The sequence below is a fragment of the Gordonia sp. (in: high G+C Gram-positive bacteria) genome, from assembly GCF_052106715.1.
In the GTDB taxonomy this organism is placed as follows: Bacteria; Actinomycetota; Actinomycetes; order Mycobacteriales; family Mycobacteriaceae; genus Gordonia.
Genome location: NZ_JBQEDL010000003.1, coordinates 157226 through 177634, shown reverse-complemented (window position 1 = coordinate 177634; position 20409 = coordinate 157226). Strand labels below are relative to the sequence as shown.

19 protein-coding genes are annotated in these 20409 nt (G+C 66.5%); all 19 read right to left on the bottom strand.

What is annotated here, in order from left to right; all coding sequences use genetic code 11:
• Nucleotides 1-191: 191 nt before the first annotated feature.
• Nucleotides 192-494, bottom strand: coding sequence for a YggT family protein (locus ACTIMF_RS02915; RefSeq protein WP_442348769.1), 303 nt, complete (start codon nt 492-494; stop codon nt 192-194).
• Between the two features lie 91 nt (nt 495-585).
• Nucleotides 586-1389: a cell division protein SepF gene (locus ACTIMF_RS02910; protein WP_442348768.1), complete on the bottom strand. Its 804-nt coding sequence runs from the start codon at nt 1387-1389 to the stop codon at nt 586-588.
• A gap of 82 nt (nt 1390-1471) precedes the next feature.
• A complete protein-coding gene (locus ACTIMF_RS02905; protein ID WP_442348767.1) occupies nt 1472-2206 on the bottom strand; it encodes a YggS family pyridoxal phosphate-dependent enzyme in 735 nt (244 codons plus the stop codon).
• The gene (gene pgeF / locus ACTIMF_RS02900; RefSeq protein ID WP_442348766.1) at nt 2199-2915 is read right to left on the bottom strand and encodes a peptidoglycan editing factor PgeF; all 717 of its coding nucleotides are present in this window, start codon (nt 2913-2915) and stop codon (nt 2199-2201) included. Before pgeF ends, ACTIMF_RS02905 begins: the two co-directional genes overlap by 8 nt.
• Nucleotides 2916-2931: 16 nt before the next feature.
• Nucleotides 2932-4104, bottom strand: coding sequence for a cell division protein FtsZ (gene ftsZ / locus ACTIMF_RS02895; RefSeq protein ID WP_442348765.1), 1173 nt, complete (start codon nt 4102-4104; stop codon nt 2932-2934).
• 193 nt (nt 4105-4297) lie between these two features.
• Complete coding sequence (locus tag ACTIMF_RS02890) at nt 4298-4972, bottom strand: cell division protein FtsQ/DivIB (protein WP_442348764.1); 675 nt, start codon at nt 4970-4972, stop codon at nt 4298-4300.
• A 44-nt stretch (nt 4973-5016) separates the two neighbouring features.
• Complete coding sequence (gene murC, locus ACTIMF_RS02885) at nt 5017-6492, bottom strand: UDP-N-acetylmuramate--L-alanine ligase (RefSeq protein WP_442348763.1); 1476 nt, start codon at nt 6490-6492, stop codon at nt 5017-5019.
• Complete coding sequence (murG, locus tag ACTIMF_RS02880; protein WP_442348762.1) at nt 6489-7628, bottom strand: undecaprenyldiphospho-muramoylpentapeptide beta-N-acetylglucosaminyltransferase; 1140 nt, start codon at nt 7626-7628, stop codon at nt 6489-6491. Before murG ends, murC begins: the two co-directional genes overlap by 4 nt.
• The gene (gene ftsW, locus ACTIMF_RS02875) at nt 7625-9448 is read right to left on the bottom strand and encodes a putative lipid II flippase FtsW (protein ID WP_442348761.1); all 1824 of its coding nucleotides are present in this window, start codon (nt 9446-9448) and stop codon (nt 7625-7627) included. The genes murG and ftsW overlap by 4 nt, the downstream gene beginning before the upstream one ends.
• Nucleotides 9445-10977, bottom strand: coding sequence for a UDP-N-acetylmuramoyl-L-alanine--D-glutamate ligase (murD, locus tag ACTIMF_RS02870; RefSeq protein ID WP_442348760.1), 1533 nt, complete (start codon nt 10975-10977; stop codon nt 9445-9447). The genes ftsW and murD overlap by 4 nt, the downstream gene beginning before the upstream one ends.
• Entirely contained in the window at nt 10967-12055 is a 1089-nt protein-coding gene (gene mraY, locus ACTIMF_RS02865) for a phospho-N-acetylmuramoyl-pentapeptide-transferase (protein WP_442348759.1), read from the bottom strand. Before mraY ends, murD begins: the two co-directional genes overlap by 11 nt.
• A 97-nt stretch (nt 12056-12152) precedes the next feature.
• Nucleotides 12153-12668: a UDP-N-acetylmuramoyl-tripeptide--D-alanyl-D-alanine ligase gene (locus ACTIMF_RS02860; protein ID WP_442348758.1), complete on the bottom strand. Its 516-nt coding sequence runs from the start codon at nt 12666-12668 to the stop codon at nt 12153-12155.
• The gene (locus ACTIMF_RS02855; protein WP_442348757.1) at nt 12665-14314 is read right to left on the bottom strand and encodes a UDP-N-acetylmuramoyl-L-alanyl-D-glutamate--2,6-diaminopimelate ligase; all 1650 of its coding nucleotides are present in this window, start codon (nt 14312-14314) and stop codon (nt 12665-12667) included. The genes ACTIMF_RS02860 and ACTIMF_RS02855 overlap by 4 nt, the downstream gene beginning before the upstream one ends.
• A 152-nt stretch (nt 14315-14466) precedes the next feature.
• Nucleotides 14467-16353: a peptidoglycan D,D-transpeptidase FtsI family protein gene (locus ACTIMF_RS02850; protein WP_442348756.1), complete on the bottom strand. Its 1887-nt coding sequence runs from the start codon at nt 16351-16353 to the stop codon at nt 14467-14469.
• A 21-nt stretch (nt 16354-16374) separates the two neighbouring features.
• Nucleotides 16375-17262, bottom strand: a complete 888-nt coding sequence (locus tag ACTIMF_RS02845; protein ID WP_442348755.1) for a hypothetical protein — start codon at nt 17260-17262, stop codon at nt 16375-16377.
• A 16-nt stretch (nt 17263-17278) separates the two neighbouring features.
• Complete coding sequence (rsmH, locus tag ACTIMF_RS02840; protein ID WP_442348754.1) at nt 17279-18274, bottom strand: 16S rRNA (cytosine(1402)-N(4))-methyltransferase RsmH; 996 nt, start codon at nt 18272-18274, stop codon at nt 17279-17281.
• Between the two features lie 245 nt (nt 18275-18519).
• Complete coding sequence (gene mraZ, locus ACTIMF_RS02835) at nt 18520-18957, bottom strand: division/cell wall cluster transcriptional repressor MraZ (protein WP_442348753.1); 438 nt, start codon at nt 18955-18957, stop codon at nt 18520-18522.
• Between the two features lie 409 nt (nt 18958-19366).
• Complete coding sequence (locus ACTIMF_RS02830) at nt 19367-19780, bottom strand: DUF3040 domain-containing protein (RefSeq protein WP_442348787.1); 414 nt, start codon at nt 19778-19780, stop codon at nt 19367-19369.
• Nucleotides 19781-19834: 54 nt separating this feature from the next.
• Nucleotides 19835-20335: an SAV_6107 family HEPN domain-containing protein gene (locus ACTIMF_RS02825; protein WP_442348752.1), complete on the bottom strand. Its 501-nt coding sequence runs from the start codon at nt 20333-20335 to the stop codon at nt 19835-19837.
• Nucleotides 20336-20409: the final 74 nt, after the last annotated feature.

The window sequence follows — 20409 nt, the reverse complement described above, 5'->3', positions numbered from 1 at the left end:
GTCACTAGCGTGTCATCTCGTCACATCAGGACCAAGTGTCGCCATAAGGCTCTACCAGTTCGCAATCGAAACTCGATCAAATCGTCACCAGGTGATGTTACGAGCTATCAAATTTGCTCGAGAGCCCCGCTGTGATCTGCGGTGACGACACTCACTCCCCCGTGAGCCCCGAACCCCGCGGGAGCCGATGGCTACACGCCCGACGCGACCGCGAAGTGCTGTGTGATCTGCATTCCTATCGACACGACGATCAGCACAATCAGCAGCGAGAGGTCGAGTCGAACGGCCCCGAGATTCAACGGCGGCACCACGCGGCGCAAGAACTTGACCGGCGGATCCGTCGAGGTGAAGACGATCTCGACGACCACCACCGACGCACCCTTCGGCCGCCAACGTCGGGCGAACGACTGCACCGTCTCGAGCACGAGCCGCGCAAGTAGCAGCAGCGTGTAAAGGAACAGGACGAAGTAGAGGATCCACAAGAAGGACGTCACTCCTCAAGGGTGCCTGATTACCTACGACAACGCCGCGTCGACCCGCCCATGGGCGCGTCGACGCGGCGTGCGTCACTACCGACTGCGAATCTCAGACCTGGTTGGAAAATCCCGTCTCGGCGATCCGACGACGCTGTTCAGGCGTCACGTCGATGCCTGCGGGTGAGAGCAGGAACACTTTGGTGGCGACCTTCTCCAACGAACCTCGGGCCGCGAAGGCCAGGCCCGCGGCGAAGTCGACGAGACGCTTGGCGTCGTCGTTGCTCATGTCCACCAGGTCCATGATGACCGGATTTCCGTCACGGTACCGCTCGCCGATCGTGCGGGCCTCGGAGTAGTCGGCCGGGCGAAGCGTGCTGATCTTGCCTGCCACGTCTCCCATCGGATCGACCTCCATACGGGGCTCGGGTGCGATGGCGTTGGCACCGCGCACGCTCAGGTTGGAACGGTCGAGCGGCTCCAACCGCGACCGGGCGGGAACCTCGTCAGAGAGCCGGCGCGACGCAGGCGCATCGGCCATGTGGCGCGACGCGCCGTACGGGCGGCTCGCACGCGGCGCGAAACCGCGCGCAACCTCGTAACGCTCCTCGCGAACGGGCGCCTCGAACTCGATACCCGCGTAGCCGACCTCGCGGTATTCGCCGCGGTACTCCGGCTCACGGAGTTCGCCACGCACCGGTTCGCCGCGCATGGGCTCACCACGCATGGGTTCATCGCGGTAACCGTCCTCGTAGAACGGCTCCTCGCGCATCGCGTTCGACCGGTACTTCTCCATGTACGTACGCTCACGCGCACTCAGGGCCGGCCCGTCGACAGGCTCGTCGAAGTAGTCGTCGTCGTATTCGCTCGGAGGCACCATGCCGAAATATGCCTTGAACTTCTGCATCGTCGTCATCGGAAGCCTTTCTACAGATGCGCGGGGTGGTAGTGAAAGTCGGTGTCTATTGATCCAGATGATTCTGCTGTGACCAATGTGACTAAGGGGAGAGTATCGGCCTGGCGCCCAGGATTGCGGTTCCGACACGCACACATGTCGATCCATGTGCGATCGCCTGTTCCAGGTCGCCGGACATGCCTGCCGACAGTTCCCGTGCGTCCGGATAATCGGCGACGAACCGCTCGCGCACGGCTGCGGCCTGCGCCATCGCCTCATCCGGATCGGCCTCGAGAGGGGCGATCACCATGAGTCCGTCCAACCGCAAGACCCCGGAATGGGCGGCGACTCGCTCAGCGACCCAGCCGAGATCTGCCTCGAGGAGTCCCCCACGCTCCGGATCGCCGTCCAGGCTGATCTGCAGCAGGATGCCGAGCGCTTCCGTACGCTCGCCATCGTCGAGACTGCGGTTCGCCGCCCCACCGAGTGCGTCCACGAGGTCGAGGGAGTCGACCGAGTGCACACGTCTGGCCCAGCGGCTGATCGACCGCGCCTTCTTTCGCTGCAGCCGCCCGATCATGTCGACGTCGAACGCGATATCGGGTCGGCCCCCGCGGACCTGCGCCATCTTGCGACCCGCCTCGGGTTCGCGAGACTCGCCGAATTCGCGGACGCCGAGATCAAGAAGATGGTCGACGTCACTCGCCGGGAAGAACTTCGTCACCACGAGCAGGGTGACGTCGCCTTCTGCGCGGCCTGCCGCACGCTCGGCTGCTGCGACCCGCGCCTTAGCAGCCGCCAACGACGCCGCGAGTTCGTCGCGACGCTCGTCACTCATTCGCATCCATCCAGATCACCGATGCGAGTCGACCCGTGGGCGCGCCGCGGCGATGGCTGAACAGTCGAGTGTCTTCGATCGTGCATCGTGGATCGGCAGCGACGGCTGCGACCCCCGCTTCGACGAGTTGCCGCCGGATCCCCGCGCGAAGGTCCAGGCCGGTGGTGCCCTTCTTGGTGCGGGTCGCGCTTCCGGGCAGGTGCTTCTCGACGTCGGCCTGCATCTCGGGCGGCACCTCGTACTGGTCTCCGCTTGCGGCGGGCCCGAGGAACGCTCCGACACGCTCGAGTCTCGCCCCGAGCTCGACCATCGTGCGGAGGGCCTCAGGAACGATTCCGATGCGTGCGCCGACGCGGCCGGCGTGAACGGCGGCGATCACGCCCGCTTCGTCGTCACTGAGCAGCACCGGCACACAGTCCGCGGTCAGCACCGCCAAGACGAGGCCGGTATGCGTGGTGACGAGTGCGTCGGTCACCGGGACGGGTTCGTCGACGGGACCATCGACGACAGTGACCGTCCGCGAATGGACCTGCTCCATCCAGACGACGCGATCGGGCCCCACCCCGAGATTGCGCGCCAGACGGGCACGGTTGTCCGCGACAGCGGTCGGATCGTCGCCGACGTGGTCGCCGAGGTTAAACGAGTCGTACGGCGCCTGCGAGACGCCACCGGCCCTCGTGGTCACGGCACGGCGGACCTTGAAGGTCATGCGTTAATCGTTCCTTCTACTTCATGAAGTCGGGCACGTCGACGTCGTCGTCGTCGAACCGGAGCGAGTTGCGACGCGGAGCCTGCTCGCCGAACGGGTTTCCGGACTTCTCCCGGTCACCGCCGAACAGCGGGTCCTCCTTGGGCGCCGACGTCGACACCTCGCCCGCACTGGCGTTCGCCACCGAACCCGAACCGTGTGACGACGCGGAAGCCGGCGGTGCGTCGGAGCGCTTGCGCGGCGATCCACCGTCGAAACCTGCGGCGATCACAGTCACGCGCACCTCGTCGCCGAGGTTGTCGTCGATCACGGTGCCGAAGATGATGTTGGCGTCCTCGTGGGCTGCCTCCTGCACCTGCGATGCGGCATCGTTGATCTCGAACAGACCGAGGTCGCTGCCGCCGGCGATGGAGATCAGGACACCCCGTGCACCCTCCATGGAGGCCTCGAGCAGCGGCGAGTTGATCGCAGCCTGAGCAGCCTTACTGGCACGCCCTTCGCCGCGCGAAGCGCCGATGCCCATGAGCGCACTGCCCGCATCACTCATGACGCCCTTGACGTCGGCGAAGTCGACGTTGATGAGACCGGGGGTCGTGATCAGGTCGGTGATGCCCTGGACACCGTTGAGGAGCACCTCGTCGGCGCTGCGGAACGCGTCCATCAGGGACAGCTGCGAGTCGCCGAGTTGCAGGAGCCGATCGTTCGGGATGACGATCAGCGTGTCGCAGGACTCGCGGAGGGCAGTGATGCCCTCATCGGCCTGGTTGCCGCGACGCTTGCCCTCGAACGAGAACGGGCGGGTGACGACGCCGACGGTCAACGCACCGAGCTTGCGCGCGATCGACGCGACGACGGGGGCGCCACCGGTGCCCGTGCCGCCGCCTTCGCCCGCCGTCACGAAGACCATGTCAGCGCCCTTGAGGAGTTCTTCGATCTCATCGCGGGCGTCCTCGGCGGCGACGCGACCCACGTCGGGGTTGGCACCCGCACCGAGTCCGCGTGTCGAGTCGCGGCCGATGTCGAGTTTCACATCGGCGTCGGAGATGAGCAGCGCCTGGGCGTCGGTGTTGATCGCGATGAACTCAACACCCTTGAGTCCCTGCTCGATCATCCGGTTGACGGCGTTGACACCGCCGCCGCCGATGCCGACGACCTTGATGACGGCCAGGTAATTGTGGGGTGGCGTCATGATGCCTTCCTACTTCGAGCTCAAACCCTAAAGCTGAACCATAGGGTTATAGTTATGTCAAGTACTTGCGATGTGCCTAACGGTATTGACTACGCGGTGCCGCGCCCGGCAAGGCGCGCGGGCGTGTCGCGATTAGTCGGTGAATTCTTCGCCACGAATCCGGTATCGGCAGCACTGGCCGCCGACCGGCTGGTCACTTGATCGCCGGGAAGTCCGGACTCGACACGTTGACCTCATCACCTTTGAGTTTGAGGATCTGCCGGAGCGATTCGGCCTTCTCCTCGTTCCGAGACGAATCTCCCCACACCGCGCGGCGACTGCTCTTGAGGACCAGCGTGATGTCGGCGGGCGAGGACGCTTCGACCGAGACCGTGCGACCCCTCAACCAGGACGGCAGCTCCTGCGCCGTCTTCAGCACCGCGGTGGTGGTCGGATCCTTCGGGCCGGGATGGTCTGTGACCAGTGTCGGGAGCCCGGCGAACGCGGCGGGCAGCGACTTCCGGTCGGGGAATCGCTGGTAGATCATGCCCAGTCGGTCCATGACGCCGATCTTTCCGTCCTGCTCCAGCGTGACAACCGGGACTCGCTCGGTCACGTCGATGGTCAGGGTCGACGGGTAGCTCCGCTCGACGGTGACCTCCTCGATCGCCGGAAGCACCGCCACGCGGTCTGCGACGGCGACGGTGTCCACCTGGAGCAACGGTGTACCGGTCGGCGCCTGCGCTACGCGCCGGACCTCGTTCTCGTCGACGGCATTGGCGCCTGCGACCTCAACGTTGCGTACCGACATGAGCGGCGTGTAGTACGCGATCGCCACTGCGGCCCCGACGAGCACCACGGCCAGAAGCGCCGTGACGATCACCGTCACGCGGCTGGGACGTCGACCGCCCTCACCGCGCCCGCGGCCGCGGCTCACTCGCTCGCAGCCAGCGCCGACAGAATCGACGCAGCCTGCATCGTGATGTCACCCGCGCCGATCGTCAGGACGAGATCGCCTCGGCGAGCGCGTGCGGCAACGGCTCCGGCGATCTCCGACATGTGAGGCACGAACTCGGCGGGAGCCGTCACCTGATCGGCGATGAGGCGTCCGCTGACACCCGCCTGCGGAGCCTCACGCGCGCCGTACACGTCGGCGACGATCACCTCGTCGGCCAGACTGAGAGCTGCAGCGAACTCGGCTGCGAACTCGGCGGTCCGCGAGTAGAGGTGAGGCTGGAACACCGCGATGACCCGGCCGGACCCGTGGCGCACCACGTCGCGCGCAGCCTGCAGCATAGCCCGGACCTCGGTCGGGTGGTGCGCGTAGTCGTCGTAGACGTCCACCTCCCGCTCGCGGCCCCGCAGCTCGAATCGTCGATGAACTCCGCCGAAGCCCTCTATGCCGTCTGCGACAGCGTCTGCGTCGACTCCGGTGCGCACACATGCCACGAGCGCTCCCAGCGCGTTAAGTGCCATGTGCCTGCCCGGGAGCGTCACTTCGAGCGAGCGCTCGACATCGCCGTCGGTGACGGGTTCGTGCAACCGTATGGCCGACGTGCTGCCTGCTCCACGCGGCGTCACTTCAAGCAGTTCGGCGACAAGCGGCACATCGGGGGCCAGATCAGCGTGATCGCCTGCGCCGTACCCGAGCACCGCGACTCCGCGCTCGGTCAGCGACGCGGTACACCGTCCGCCGAGGGCCGCCGATCCTGGATCGTCCAGACACAGGACGAGGGAGCCGCCGGGGCGGATCTGCGCGGCGAACCGGTCGAAGACGTCGACGTAGGCGGCCTCGGTGCCGAAGAAGTCGAGGTGGTCCACTTCGATGTTGGTGACGACGACGACGTCGGCGGTGTACTGCAGGAGCGAGCCGTCGCTCTCGTCGGCCTCGGCGACGAACACGTCTCCGCTGCCGTGGTGGGCGTTGGTCCCCGATTCGTTGAGTTCGCCGCCCACCGCGAACGAAGGATCGATGCCGCAGTGCTGAAGCGCGACGACAGACATCGAGGTCGTCGACGTCTTACCGTGCGTCCCGGACACCAGCAACGTCCGGTAATCGGCCATCAGGAGCGCGAGGACTTGCGGCCGGTAGAGGATCTCGATGCCGCGGGCGCGGGCGGCCACGAGCTCAGGGTTGTCTTTCGGAATCGCTGCGTGGGTCGTGACGACGACAGTCGGGCCGCCGTCGAACAGATCAAGGGCGGCCGGGTCGTGGCCGACCTGGACGACTGCGCCCCTGGTCCGCAGCGCCAAAATACCGCGCGAATCCTTGGCGTCGGAGCCCGACACCTGCCCGCCTCGAGCGAGCAGGATCCGTGCGAGGCCGGACATACCAGCTCCGCCGATGCCGACCATGTGCACGCGGGCGAGCTTCGCGGGTAACTGCTGCGGTGTTGCGGGCGCAGTCATCGGCTTCTTCTCTCTCGTGCCAGTTCCAGTGCTGCGCTCGCGACGGCGATGGCCGCGTCGCGGTGCCCCACACCTGCTGCTGCCGTTCCCATCGCTGCCAGGCGGTCGGTGTCGGCGATCAGTGCCGGAACCTCGCGTCCCGCCCATTCGGCGGTGACGACCTCGTCGTCGACGATCACGCAGCCGCCGGCCTGCTCGACGGGCATCGCGTTGAGTCGTTGCTCTCCGTTGCCGTGCGGCAGCGGCACGTAGACGGCAGGCAGTCCGGTCGCCGAGATCTCGGCGACCGTCATCGCTCCGGATCGGCACATCACGAGATCGGCCGCCGCGTAGGCCAGATCCATCCGGTTGAGATAGCTGACTCCGACGTAGGGCGGTGCGCCCGCAGGTGAGACGGGGCTGATCGAGTTCTTCGGACCGTACGCGTGCAATACACCGATGCCGGCCGCGCCGAGCGCGGTCGCGGCCGGAGCTACGGCCTCATTGAGTCGCTGCGCCCCCTGCGAACCGCCGAACACCAGCAGCGTCGGCGCCTCCGGATCGAGCCCGAAGAACGCTCGCGCACGAGCGCGCACTGCGGCGCGGTCCAGGCTGGTGATTGCGCCGCGCACCGGGATACCGACAACGTCTGCATCGGGTAGTCCGCTGTCGCCGACCGCGGCGAGTACCCGGGACGCCACCTTCGCGCCGACTTTGTTGGCGATGCCCGCACTGGCGTTCGCCTCGTGGATGACAACGGGCCGCCTACTCGTCTTCCGCAGCTCCGCGCGAGCGGCCAGGTAAGCGGGTAGTGCGACATAACCGCCGAATCCCACGATGACGTCGGCGTCGACCTCCGCGAAGACCTTGCGCGTCGCGACGACCGACCTCGCGACGCGCCACGGAGTCTTCGCCAACTCCATGCCCGGTTTACGCGGCAACGGCACCGGCGGAATAAGCCGTAGGTCGTAGCCGCGCTCGGGAACGATCGTGGTCTCGAGGCCTCGAACGGTGCCCAGTGCCGTGATGCGCGCGGTGGGGTCCAGCTGTCGGACCGCGTCGGCGACGGCGAGCGCCGGCTCGATGTGGCCTGCCGTTCCGCCCCCCGCGACTACGACGGACAATGGCCTGTCGCCGGACTCACTGTGCTTGCTCACCGACGCCTGTACTCCCGTTCATTTGGCCATTCGGGTCGCGGACGACCCCTGTTCTCTCGACGCGGCGGCGTCCACGACTGGTCGCGCCGCACCGATTGTGGCTGTGGTCGGCGCTGCTGCCGAGCCGATCCGCCTCGCCCGCCAGGATAATGGATCTCGCCGGACGAGACCGCGCCCGTCCGTCGCGGTGTCGCCGACATCGGCCTCGCTCGACGAGCGCGTGCTGGAGCGGGGCGTCGCCCGTCGCTCTGCGTCGAGCGCTTGCGCTCAAGGCGATCGCGGAGCTGGTCGGCCCGCGGCGGACGGTACATCTCGGGGACCGGCAGCCGCAGGACGCGAGCGACTCCGCTCGGCCGGGCAACGCTCAGTGCGCGGACCGCGTCGGGCTCGTGGCGGGCAGCCGCCGCCAGCAGTCCGAGCATCGTCAACATCGTCAACATCGATGTGCCGCCGTTCGAGAGGATCGGCAACTGGATGCCTGTCACCGGCAGCAGGCCGGTGACATAGCCGATGTTGATGAATGCCTGCACGAGGAACAGTACGGTGATCGTCGCCGACAGCAGGCGCAGGAAGGGATCGATGGAGCGCCGCGCGATACGCATTCCGACCCAGCCGAGCAGGACGAACAGCGCGACGACTGTCAACGCTCCGATCAGACCGAGCTCCTCGCCGATGATCGCGAAGATGAAGTCGTTGTGCGCGTTCGGAAGATAGTTCCATTTCGCGGTACTGCGTCCCAGGCCGACACCGAACACGCCACCGTTGGCCAACGCGTACTGCGCCTGCGTCGCCTGGTAACCGTCACCGAGCGGGTCGTTGGTGCGACCGATGAAGCTGAACACACGAGCCGCGCGGTAACTCGAGGACAACGCGAGCGCGACGGCGATCGCGGCGAATCCGATGGCGAACCCGCCGAACACCCGTCCGGGGAGGCCTGCGAACCACAGGAGCGCGCCGACGATGAGTGCGATGATCATCGTCGTCGACTGGTTCGGCTCGAGGATGATGAGCGCACAGATCAGAATCCCCATCGGCACGAGCGGCAGGAGCAGTTCCTTGCCGAACGCGCCGACGCTGCGCCGGGACGCCAACAGGTGGGCACCCCACACACACAGCGCGACCTTGACGAGTTCGGACGGCTGCACCGACAGGCCTGCGATGGAGAACCAACGACGTGCGCCGTTGACGGTGACACCGATGCCCGGCACCAGAACCAGGACGAGCAGGAGGGTCGCCATCATGATGCCGACGGTCGCGAATCGCCGGAAGTACCGTATCGGGAGCTTCAAGGTCCCGTAGAACAGTGCGAGTCCCAGGGCGGCGAAGATCGCCTGGGTAGTGACCATCCCGTAAGCGGAACCGTCCTTGGCGTACCCCTCCACCGAGGATGCGGACAGGACCATGATGAGGCCGAGGACGGTCAGGATCACGGTCAACGACAGCACCATGTGGAACGATGCCAACGGTTTACCGAGGAGTGTCTTCACCCCTTCGCGCAAGGTGGTCACGATGCCTCGAACGTCGACCGACGACATCGAGAAGTTCAGGCTGCGCGACGGCTGCGACGCCTGTTCGCGAGACGACGAGTCGCGACGCCGACGGCCCGAGCGTGGACGCACGTCATCAACCGAAGAGTCCTCGAGGTCCCCGTCTTGGCTCTCCCCATCCGAGATGTCTCGATCCGGGCTGTCCCCGTCCGAGGTGTCCCCGTCAGCGGTATCCCCATCAGCCGAGGGGTCGGCGTCTGTCTCGATTGCGACGAACTCGGCGAGATCGTCGTTAGCGCTCCGAGGTCGCGCGCCGCGCTTCCGCGCACTCATGCGAGCCGCGCGTCGGCGAGGGCCACGGACGCAGCGGCGAACGAATCGCCGCGCGCCCCGTAACTCGCGAACATGTCCAGTGATGCGGCCGCAGGCGCCAAGAGCACCGCGTCCACACCGCCGCGTCCACCGCGAGCGTCTGCCTCTGCCAACTGCCAGGCCGCCGAGACCGCCTGTGCCATCACCGCGTCGGCGCCGTCAGCGCCGACCGCCGTGATGGCGGGAGTGTCGTCACCAGTCCGCTGAGTCATCACCGAACTATCGTCCCTTGTGAATACTGTGACTGCTGGGACTTCTGGGGCGTGTCGCGCAATCGCCTGCAGAATGATCTCCCGATCTGCGCCGATGGCGACCACTCCCGCCAACCGCTGTGCGTTGCGGATGATCAAGTCATCGACTGAGGCGCCCTTCAAGAGTCCGCCCGCGATCAGAACGACACGGTCGAACCCGGCGACCGCGGCCTGCGCGGCGTGGGGGTTGGTGGCTTTGGAGTCGTCGACGAACGAGACACCGCCTATCGTGACGACGACCTTCCCTCGGTGAGCACCCGGCGAGAAGCCTGCGAGCCCGCGCTCCACCGCGTCGGCCGATACACCCGCGGCTCGCATGAGCGCTGCTGCGGCGAGAGCGTCTGCACGGCCAGACGGACCCAGCGGACGAATGCGATCGACCGCGATCAGCGGCACCGGCGCGCCCGCGAACGCTCGGTCCACGAGCGCTCCTTCGATCACCCCGAGCTCCCCCGACTCTGGAGCGTCAAGCGTGAAACCGATGCGCCGAGCGCCGTCGCCGACCGGGAGTTCGGACGCGACCTCGTCGTCGAGGCCAACGATCGCGACCGCGCCCAGGAGCGCCCGCTGCTTGGCTTTCGCGTACGCCTCGAACGAGCCGTGCCAGTCCAGGTGATCGGGCGCGACGTTCAGGACGACACCCGCGGCGGGACGGACGGACGGCGCCCAGTGCAGCTGGAACGATGACATCTCCACGCACAGCACTTCGACACGCGGATCCGCCCGTAGTGCGTCCACCACCGTCAATCCGATGTTTCCGCAGGCCACGACCGACAGGTCCGCAGCCTCGCCGATCGCTTCCGCCATCGACGTCGTCGTGGTCTTTCCGTTGGTGCCGGTGATCACCAGCCAGGCACGCGGCGGGCCGTAGATGCCGGAGCGGTCAACCCGCCACGCGAGCTCGACGTCGCCCCACACCGGGATACCGGCGGCAGCGGATGCGGACAGAAGCGGGTCGTCGGGCCGAAATCCCGGTGAGACGACGATCAGATCGACGTCGGACGGCGCGCGTACCGACCCGTCGGCGCCGGTGAAGGCGTCCGGGCCCAGCACGGCCACATTGCGCGCCCGCAGGTCCGGATCGACGACGCCGTCGAGGAACTTGGTGTCGAGCATCGTCACCGTCGCACCCTGCTCGAGGAGCAGATCCAACACGGACAGACCGGTGGCACGAGCCCCGGCGACGAGGACGCGAGCGCCATCGAGCACGGGCGGAGCCGTCAGTGCCTCAGCTGCCATGCGATATGTACTCGCTATAGAACAGTGTCAGTCCGAGCGCACAGGCGATCGCTGTCAGCAACCAGAATCGGATGATCACTGTGGTCTCGGCCCACCCCCCCAGCTCGAAGTGGTGGTGGAACGGCGCCATCCGGAACACTCGTTTTCCGGTGGTCTGGAAGAACGTGATCTGGACGACGACCGACACGATCTCGGCAACGAACAGCGCACCGAGGACGACGGCGAGGAGTTCGGTCTTAGTGGTGATCGACAGGCCCGCGACGAGACCGCCGAGAGCCAGCGACCCGGTGTCGCCCATGAAGATCTTGGCGGGCGCGGCGTTCCACCAGAGAAATCCGAGGCATGCGCCGCCCGCCGCTACGGCGACGACAGCGAGGTCGAGCGGATCGCGGACCTGATAGCAACCGGCCTTGTCGTCGTTCGCGCCGAGCAGTTCACACGACTGGCGGAACTGCCAGAAGGTGATCAGCACGTACGCACCCATCACCATCGCCGCGGACCCGGCCGCGAGACCGTCGAGGCCGTCGGTGAAGTTCACCGCGTTCGACCACGCCGCGACGACAAGCCAGCAGAAGAACACGAAGCCGATCGCCGAGAGCGAGATGACGTTGATGTCACGTACGTACGACAGGTGCTCACTGGCCGGTGTCAGTTCGGCGCCGTTGCGGAACTGTAGGAGCAGCACACCGAAGATGATCGCGGCGAGGAACTGGCCGACCGATTTCGCTGTCTTGTTCAGCCCGAGGTTCCGCTGCTTGCGGATCTTGATGAAGTCGTCGAGGAATCCGACGATGCCCAGGGCCGTCGCCAGACCGAGGACGAGAAGGCCCGACGCGCTCGGTCCCGAGCCGTCCTGGATAAACCCGACGAGGTGCGCACCCAGGTACCCCAGCCACAGCGCGGCGACGATCGCCACGCCACCCATCGAGGGGGTGCCGCGCTTGGCCTGATGACTCTGTGGTCCTTCGACGCGGATCTCCTGGCCGAATCCTTGGCGGGAGAACACCTTGATCAACACCGGGGTCAGCAGAATCGACACCGCCAGAGAGATCACACCCGCGATCAGAATCTGGGTCACAGCTGGAAGTCCTCACTCGTCGAGAGAAGTTGAATTCTGAATCTATCGTGAGGACGGCCGCTCCGGGTGCACCGGGTGACCCGCCGCGCGTCGAAAATCACAGCTCCACGATCCTGACCTGCAGCCCGACCTCGTCACGCCAGTAGTCCACAAGCGCGGGCCCGAGCTCGTCCGGGCCCGCGACGATGGCGACATCGCCCGATCCGGGCGCATAGCCGGGTTCGCTCCGCATGTGTTCGATCGCTTCGGCGGGCGTCGCGACGAATGCGGCCTCGTCGCCCCACGAGCCCTCCATGACCGCCCCCTGGTGCAATGCGCGGACGATGCGCGTCGTGCCGACCGCGATGATCTTGTCGACAGCGACTCGAACAGCCTGCCTGCCCAGACCGTCATGGGCGAGTGCTCGAGCGTTGTCGTCGAGTCCGTCACGATCTACGAGCTCGCCGAACACCGCCCACGTACGTCGTCCCGGCTCTTCCTGCGACACCCCCCGATGTCCGCTTCCCGCACCGGATTCCGCGGCCACAGCGACCATCTCGCGCAGGAGGCGTCTGGCGTCTGCGACGTCGGCGCCCGAGTCGGCGATCAACACGGTCAACGGCTCGACTCTCACGCTTGAGTCTCCTTCGTCGGTGCCACGCCCTGGTTCGACCCGGCACCGGCCCGCCCCACACCCGCCAGACGCCGGTCCAGGGTCTCGGCGAGTACCAGGCGATCGTCGAACGGGTGCTTCACCCCGGCGACCTCCTGGCCGGTCTCATGCCCTTTTCCGGCAATGAGGACGACATCGCCGGGGCTCGCCCATTCGACAGCAGCCGAGATAGCGGCCCGACGGTCGCCGATCTCGCGGACATCGATGGCCCGGCGAACGTCTCCTGGCGTCTGGTCGGCTCCTGCGATGACTGCTGCGCGGATAGCTGCGGGCTCCTCGCTGCGCGGGTTGTCGTCGGTGACGATCACCAAGTCGGCGCCGCGGGCCGCGGCCTGGCCCATCAGCGGACGCTTCTCGGTGTCCCGATCACCGCCCGCCCCGATGACCACGCCGATCCGCCCGGACGACTGCGCGCCGAGGGTCGCGAGGACCGCATCCACGGCAGCCGGTTTGTGTGCGTAGTCGACCACAGCCAGGAAGTCCTGCCCACGATCCACCTTCTCCACGCGTCCGGGCACAGCGACCGTCGTCAGGCCGTGGATCGCCAGCTCGACGTCCGTACCGGCCTCGGCGACGACGGCGAGCGCGAGCAGCGCGTTCGCGACGTTGTACGCACCGGGAAGCGGAAGGACGACGTCGTGTTCGACACCGGACGGGTCGACGGTGCGGATCTGCTGGGTCCCCTGGTCCGACTGCATCGTCTCGAGCACGCGCCAACCGTCGCCGCGTCCGACGGCGCTGTCGGACGTGGCGACGGTGATCACCGGTCGGTCGCCGCTAGCGGCGACAGCGGCCATCTGTGAGCCCCAGTCGTCATCAACGCAGATCACCGAGCGCTGAGCGTGCACGGCCGAGTCGGCGGCGAACAGCCGTGCCTTCGCCGCGAAGTACTCGTCCATCGTGTGGTGGAAGTCGAGATGATCCTGCGAGAGGTTCGTGAACGCACCGACGGCGAAGCGGCAGCCGTCCACGCGGCCGAGCGCCAGCGCATGACTGGACACCTCCATCACGACGGCGTCTGCCCCGCGCTCGCGCATCACTGCGAGAAGACGCTGCAGGTCGGGAGCCTCCGGCGTGGTCAGTTCGCTGGGAATCGGCTCACCGTCGAGTCGTGATCCCGTGGTACCGACTATGCCCACGCTCGCCCCGGTCGCCCTCAGCGCGGCCTCCGCAAGGTACGACGTCGTCGTCTTACCCGATGTCCCGGTGATCCCGATGAGTGTCAGCGACGCCGACGGGTCGCCGTACACCCGAGAGGACACTGCGCCGAGCACGGCGCGCGGATCTGCGTGCACGAGCGCCGGCAGATCGGCGCCTCGCTCGCTGGCGCGCACGATGTCCAGCCCGACGTGGTCGGTCAAGACTGCGACCGCCCCCGCGTCGACGGCCTGGTCGACGAACTCGGCACCGTGCCTACGTTGACCGGGCATCGCGGCGAATAGGTCGCCGGGTCCACAGTTCTGCGCCCGGAGCGTCGCTCCGCCGACCCGCACACCGTCCGAGCTGCCGTCGACATCGAGGTCCGCGACATCGGCGAGTTCGGCGACGTTCACCGGCTCGGTCACCGGTCGCAACCGAATCGCCTGCGGATCGTCTTGTGCGCTCACTGCGCCACCCCTCTCGTCGAGATAAGTCTGGGAGATCAGTATGGGAGATCGGTCTGAGCGTTCTCGGCCGCCGCTGCGACGCATTCGTCCAACCTCTGATCTCCTGCGTCCAGCGCGTGTCGGTAGACGAATCTACCGTGACGCTCAGTCGATCAGGACTGCAGGCGCAGACGCGGAGCGGGCTGCGCGGAATATGGAACTCGCTCGTGTTGCAGCAACCACTTGCCGATCGTGCCGAACAGCGGGGCCGCGCTCTGTCCGCCGCTCCCGTCCGAACTGCGGACCGGGTTGTCCATCATGATGCCGACGACGTATCGCGGGTCGTCGGCCGGCATGATCCCCGCGAAGGTGATGTTGTAACTCGACCGCGAGTAGCAGTTGCACTTCGGGTCGACCTGCTGCGCGGTGCCGGTCTTGCCGGACGTCTGGTAGCCGGCGATCGCACCCGACGCTCCGGTCCCCTGCTGCGGTCCGCCCTCGTCGTCCTGCATCACGGCCCGAAACATGTCGCGCACCGTGTGCGCTGTCTTCGGGGACACCACTCGTACCGACTCGGGAGCGTCGCCGCCCTCGATGATTCGCGGTTGAATGCGGACGCCGTCGTTCGCGATGGCCTGGTACATGGACGTCATCTGCAGCAGCGTCATCGACAGCCCCTGGCCGATCGGCAGGTTGGCGAAGGATCCGCCGGACCATTGGCTGAGTGCGGGTACTGCGCCGGGGCTCTCGCCGGGCAGTCCGACGTCGGCTGTCACACCGAGTCCGAACTTGCCGAGCATGTCGGCGAACCGGCGTTCGCCGACTCGCTGCGCCAGCATCAGCGTGCCTACGTTCGACGACTTGCCGAAGATCCCGGTGGTCGTGAACGGCGCGGTGCCGTGCGGCCACGCATCGTTGACGGTGATCCCGGACATCCGAATAGATCCGGGCACTTGGAGCACCTCGTCGGGGTTGGTCACGCCGTACTCGATCGCGGAGGCCGCGGTGATCACCTTGTTGACCGATCCCGGCTCGAACGGCGAAGTGACCGATCGATTGCCGCGATCGGCGTCCTGCTGCTGGTCAGCGGGCAGTGACGGGTTGAAAGTACTGTCGTTGGCCATCGCCATCACCTGTCCGGTGTGACTGTCGAGGACGACCGCGGAGACGTTGTGCGCGCCCGAGGCCTTCTTGGCCATGTTGACCTGGCTCTGCACGAACCACTGGACGTCGGAGTCGATGGTCAGTCGCACGGTCTTGCCGTCGACGGCCGGATGCACGTTTCGACTGCTGCCCGGAATGACGGCACCGTCCGCCCCCTGATCGAACGTCTCGGTGCCGTCGGTTCCGGCCAGCACCGACTCCATCGACGACTCGAGTCCTTCGGCGCCGTTTCCGTCGTAGTTGACGTCGCCGACCAAGTTCGCTGCGAGCGACCCGCCCGGATACACGCGGATGCTCTGCGGGTCCGCACCGACCTCGGGGAACTGATCCATGATCCCGGACGCGATCTCGGGGGTGATCGAACGTGCCAGGTACACGAAGTCCTTGTCGGACGTCAGTTTCGCCAGGAGATCCTCGGCGCTGATGCTGCCGCCGAGTGCGGACGACACGCCCGCGGCTATCTGCTTGAGGCGAGTGTCGACGTCCGGAAGACTCGGGTCCTTCTCGTGTTCGTCGGCGATCGACTTACGGACCGACTTCGGCAGAAAGGTGAGGGCACGCGCGTCATCAGTGTGAGCCAGAAGTCTGCCGCTGCTATCGACGATCGAGCCGCGTGTTGCAGGCAGCACGGACGTGACGGTTCGCTGTTGCGCGGCTTGCGCCGAGATCGAGTCGGCTGCGATTACGTGGACGTACACCATCCGGCCTGCGACGAGCGCGCAGGCGAGCGCGACGATGACCCACAGCATGCGCTGTCTGCCGATGAAGCGTTTGGACGGTGCGGTGTCGAGTTCGGCGATCCGGTCGTCGGCAGGCTGTGGAGCGTCGGGCGTACCGGCCGTCGATCGGACGCCCGGCCGAGAGACCGGCGGGCGGACTGATCGGGATCGGGTCATGATCGTCGATTCTCCCCCGCGTCAGCGCGGAGATTCTGCATTACGCTCCGGCGTGGCGTCGACGGGGGCGGTGACGTTCGTCTGCGGGCTGCTCACCTGCCGACGCGGCTCGACCTTCGGGCGGACATTCGGCGCGGGGCCGTCCGACGGCGCAGTCGTGTTCGGCGCAGTCGTATTCGGCGCAGTCGTGTTCGGCGCAGTCGTGTTCGGCGCAGTCGTATTCGGCGCAGTCGTATTCGGCGCAGTCGTATTCGGGGTGCGAGTACTCGGCGCAGCAGTGTCGCCGGCCCCCTGGAGTCCTTCGGAGTCGTCGACACCCTTCGGGTCGATCTTGTCGACGGGGTCCGGAGCGGGGTTCAGATCAGGCACTCGATCGCCTTCGGAGACCGTCGGAGACCCGACCCGGTGCGACTTGCCGTCGGCACCGATAACGATCTGCACGGCGCCTTGACTGGGGACCATGCCGAGGTCACCGGCCTTCGCGGCGAGCGCGGGTGCCGAGTCGGCGAGGTCGTGCTGCCGTTTGAGGTCGTCCCGCTTGTCTTGCAGGGTCTGATTCTGCTCGCGCATGGCGTCGAGGGCGTACGAGTTCTGCGCCGATTTGGTCGTCAAGAAGAGGGTGAGTCCGAGCGCTCCGGCGATGAGCAGCAGTACGGGGAAGACCAGCGGGATGCCGCCGATGCGTTTACGAGTGACCGCCGAGACAGCCGCTTCGGGTGACAGACGGCGCTGCCTCCGGTCGAGCGCACGCTGGGCGGCTTTCGACCGCGTCGCACGATCGCCCGATCCGACGCCGCGGACCCGACGCGGGGAGCCCGCGTGCGCACGTGCGCCCGCCGAGCTCTCGCCGCTGCGGCCGGACGTGCGGGTGGCGACCGTCTTCTTGCGGTCGTCGATAACCATGCTCATCGTGCTCCCCCTTCGTTCACTGCCGTCCCCCGGCGTCTGCTGCGATGCGTTCTATTGCTCTGATCCGGACCGGCGCCGACCGCGGATTCTCTTCTCGCTCTGCCTCATCGGCCTGTTCCGCGCCCCGTGTGACAAGGCCGAAGCGGGCGGCCGTGCCCGGCAAATCCACCGGAAGCCCTGCCGGCGTGGTGTTCCGGACGACTTTCGCGAAGTCGCGTTTGACGATCCGGTCCTCGAGCGACTGGTAGCTCATCACCGCGAGGCGACCGCCGACGGCCAACAGGTGCAGCGACGCCGGAATCACGCCGCGCAGCGACTCGAGCTCGTGGTTGACCTCGATCCGGAGCGCCTGGAAGGTCCGCTTGGCCGGGTGCCCTCCCGTTCGACGAGTAGCCGCCGGAATCGTCGCGTAGAGCAGTTCGACGAGCCTGGCCGACGTGGTGAACGGTTCGACGGCCCGCTCGCGCAGCACTGCCGACGCGATCTTGCCTGCAAAGCGCTCCTCGCCGTACTCACTGAGGATGCGGGCGAGCGCACCGTGGTCGTACGTGTTGAGGACGTCGGCCGCAGTCAGTTCGTCGTCTGCATTCATCCGCATGTCCAGAGGTGCGTCGACCGAGTAGGCGAACCCGCGTTCGGCCCGATCGAGTTGCATCGAGGACACACCGAGATCGAGGAGGATTCCGTCGACGGCCTTCAGATCGGCGGTCGCGGCGACGTCGCCGATCTCGTCGTAGCGCGCGTGGTGGTAGACGACGCGGTCACCGAACTGCGCGAGTCGGTCACCGGCGATGTCGATGGCCGACGTGTCGCGATCGATCGCATGGACGGTGAGCCCGGGAAGCCTGCGCAAGAAGTACTCGGTGTGTCCGCCGGCTCCGAGAGTCCCGTCGACGAGAACACTTCCCGCGCCGTCGTCGGAGGTTCGCGTCAGGGCGGGTTCGAGGAGCCGGAACATCCGCTCGGCCATCACCGGCACGTGGCCGTGTTCGCCGTGCTGACGTTCGTTCACCAGTCCCTCCCCTTTGGTCCCTGAAGTCCTGTAATCCCTGAATGCCGCTGATCTCTGCGGATACGACTCTGCGGTGAGGCGGGGTCCCCGCCCGAGCGCACCTGGCGTTGGGGAAGTACGTCAGGGTCGATCGGGCCGAGGCCTCATCTCACCGCAGCTGTCGTGAGTTCTTGTTCAGTTCGTCAATGTCTGTGCCGGACGCTTGCGGCGACCCGGAGGCCCCGCCGGCCTGCGAATCGATCCGGCTAGAGGATCGATTCCAGTGCTTGCGAGCCCGCGTTCGAGAACGCTTCCTCATGCTCCGCCTGGTACTCGCGCCACTTCTGCGCGTCCCAGATCTCGAGGTGGTCGTACGAGCCGATCACCACACACTCCTTGGTGAGCGATGCGTATCCGCGATGCTCACTCGAGAGGCTCACCCGCCCCTGCCCGTCGAGTCGTTGTTCGTCGGCTCCTGCGAAGAAGTACCGGAGGAACGCTCGCGCTTCGGGATCGTTGCGCGAGGCCGCCACAGCCTTATCCGCGATGGAGTCGAACTCTTCGGCTCGATACACCGACAGGCTGTGATCTTGGCTTCTCGTCACCATGACCCCTCCTGACAGTGCGTCTCGAAACTTCGCGGGCAACGTCAGTCGCCCTTTGTCATCGAGTTTGGGCGTGTACGTGCCGACGAAACGAGCCATGTCGGCACCTCCTCACCCGATGCTGAGTTCGGTGGTTCCGGTATCCTCCGCGCCCAGTGATGCCCACTCTACCCCACCTTCCACCACTTTCCACCCCTCATACCCCACTTCTCCACCACAGTCGGATAAAACCGCAGGTCAGATGCAATCACACCGTGGTGATTCTCAGATTTGAATGTCGCGTTCCCGCGTGTCACACGGTCATCAATGAGGCAGAACAATTCTGGAGTGCCTGGTGGGACGACTTTGGATCAGCGAGTGGGTGAAAGTGGGGACACCAGGTGGGGGAAGGTGGGGATGTCGGGGTATGACGGGGCATACCCAAACGAAAATCGGGGCCGCACCCTTCGTAGTGAAGGTGTGCGACCCCGATCTCAGGTCGAACTATTCGATGGCGACCGTCAAGTCGTCAGCTGTCGTCTTGCTCGAATCGCCTCTGGAACCGCGACTCCATCCGCTCGCTGAACGATGGCCGTCCGCCTCGGTTCGGTTTCCCGTCCCCGCGCGGACCCGACTGCGCTCCGTTCGGGTCCTGAGCTCCATGCCGATTCGGCGCGAGCAACCCGAAAGCTGCGGCACCGAACATGACGAGGAATCCGACGAAGCTCAAAATCTTGAGTCCGCCGAGTTCGAAGTCGACCATCAGTCCGCCGACCAACATAGCGAGTCCGATGAGAAACCCTAGCGCCGCGATAAGACGACGTCGTGCTGTCGGACGACCTACGCGCTGTTTGGTAACGCTCGAGGCGAACTTCGGATCCTCGGCGTACAGCGCGCTTTCAATTTCATCGAGCATCCGCTGCTCGTGCTCGGAAAGCGGCACCATCCCTCCCTCGCTGGTCGTCCGGGCGTCATCTTGTCGTTGCCCAGTTACTCCTCATGATACGAGCAGATCGGCCATCCGACCACCTTCGGTACTGAAGGTGCGCCTCCGATGCCCGATCTTCCCCTGTTCGTACGCCAACAGCGTCGCATCCGCTACATCGAGAAACTCCATGGCGCGCCGTTCTACACGGCTGCAGAGCGTGGAATCAACTGTACGGACGAGCCCCGCCTCGACCTTCGCGCGCATCGCGGACAGGCCGCCGAAATACTCGGCCAGGTCGTGCGCTTCGGGCGCGACCGCGCGGATACGACTCCATGCGTCCCGAGCATCACGACGTCGCCGGACCGGTCCAGCGGGCTCATACACGGCGAGTACTGCCCCCGACGCCCGGATTGCTGCCAAATAGAACAGACGGAACCGTTCGGCACCGTCGTCCTCGACAGCGGACGCGTCGTCGAACAGCGCTTCGGCGCGTTCAAGGAGCTCGCGGCTCCGGATCACGACGCGCTCGTCGACGATCTGCCTCGACTGCGACCGCGTAGGCTGTGCCATCTCGCCTCACTCACTTCGTCGGCTGGGCCCGTCCTTCCGGGCTCGTTGAAGTCGAGACTCCCACGGAGGTCTGA

What these genes read in the sequence shown, in the direction of transcription:
- ACTIMF_RS02910 (WP_442348768.1), bottom strand. Translation starts at nt 1,389, where the DNA reads ATGACGACGATGCAGAAGTTCAAGGCATATTTCGGCATGGTGCCTCCG.
- ACTIMF_RS02905 (WP_442348767.1), bottom strand. Translation starts at nt 2,206, where the DNA reads ATGAGTGACGAGCGTCGCGACGAACTCGCGGCGTCGTTGGCGGCTGCT.
- pgeF (WP_442348766.1), bottom strand. Translation starts at nt 2,915, where the DNA reads ATGACCTTCAAGGTCCGCCGTGCCGTGACCACGAGGGCCGGTGGCGTC.
- ftsZ (WP_442348765.1), bottom strand. Translation starts at nt 4,104, where the DNA reads ATGACGCCACCCCACAATTACCTGGCCGTCATCAAGGTCGTCGGCATC.
- murC (WP_442348763.1), bottom strand. Translation starts at nt 6,492, where the DNA reads ATGACTGCGCCCGCAACACCGCAGCAGTTACCCGCGAAGCTCGCCCGC.
- ftsW (WP_442348761.1), bottom strand. Translation starts at nt 9,448, where the DNA reads ATGAGTGCGCGGAAGCGCGGCGCGCGACCTCGGAGCGCTAACGACGAT.
- murD (WP_442348760.1), bottom strand. Translation starts at nt 10,977, where the DNA reads ATGGCAGCTGAGGCACTGACGGCTCCGCCCGTGCTCGATGGCGCTCGC.
- ACTIMF_RS02850 (WP_442348756.1), bottom strand. Translation starts at nt 16,353, where the DNA reads ATGACCCGATCCCGATCAGTCCGCCCGCCGGTCTCTCGGCCGGGCGTC.
- ACTIMF_RS02845 (WP_442348755.1), bottom strand. Translation starts at nt 17,262, where the DNA reads ATGAGCATGGTTATCGACGACCGCAAGAAGACGGTCGCCACCCGCACG.
- mraZ (WP_442348753.1), bottom strand. Translation starts at nt 18,957, where the DNA reads ATGGCTCGTTTCGTCGGCACGTACACGCCCAAACTCGATGACAAAGGG.
- ACTIMF_RS02825 (WP_442348752.1), bottom strand. Translation starts at nt 20,335, where the DNA reads ATGGCACAGCCTACGCGGTCGCAGTCGAGGCAGATCGTCGACGAGCGC.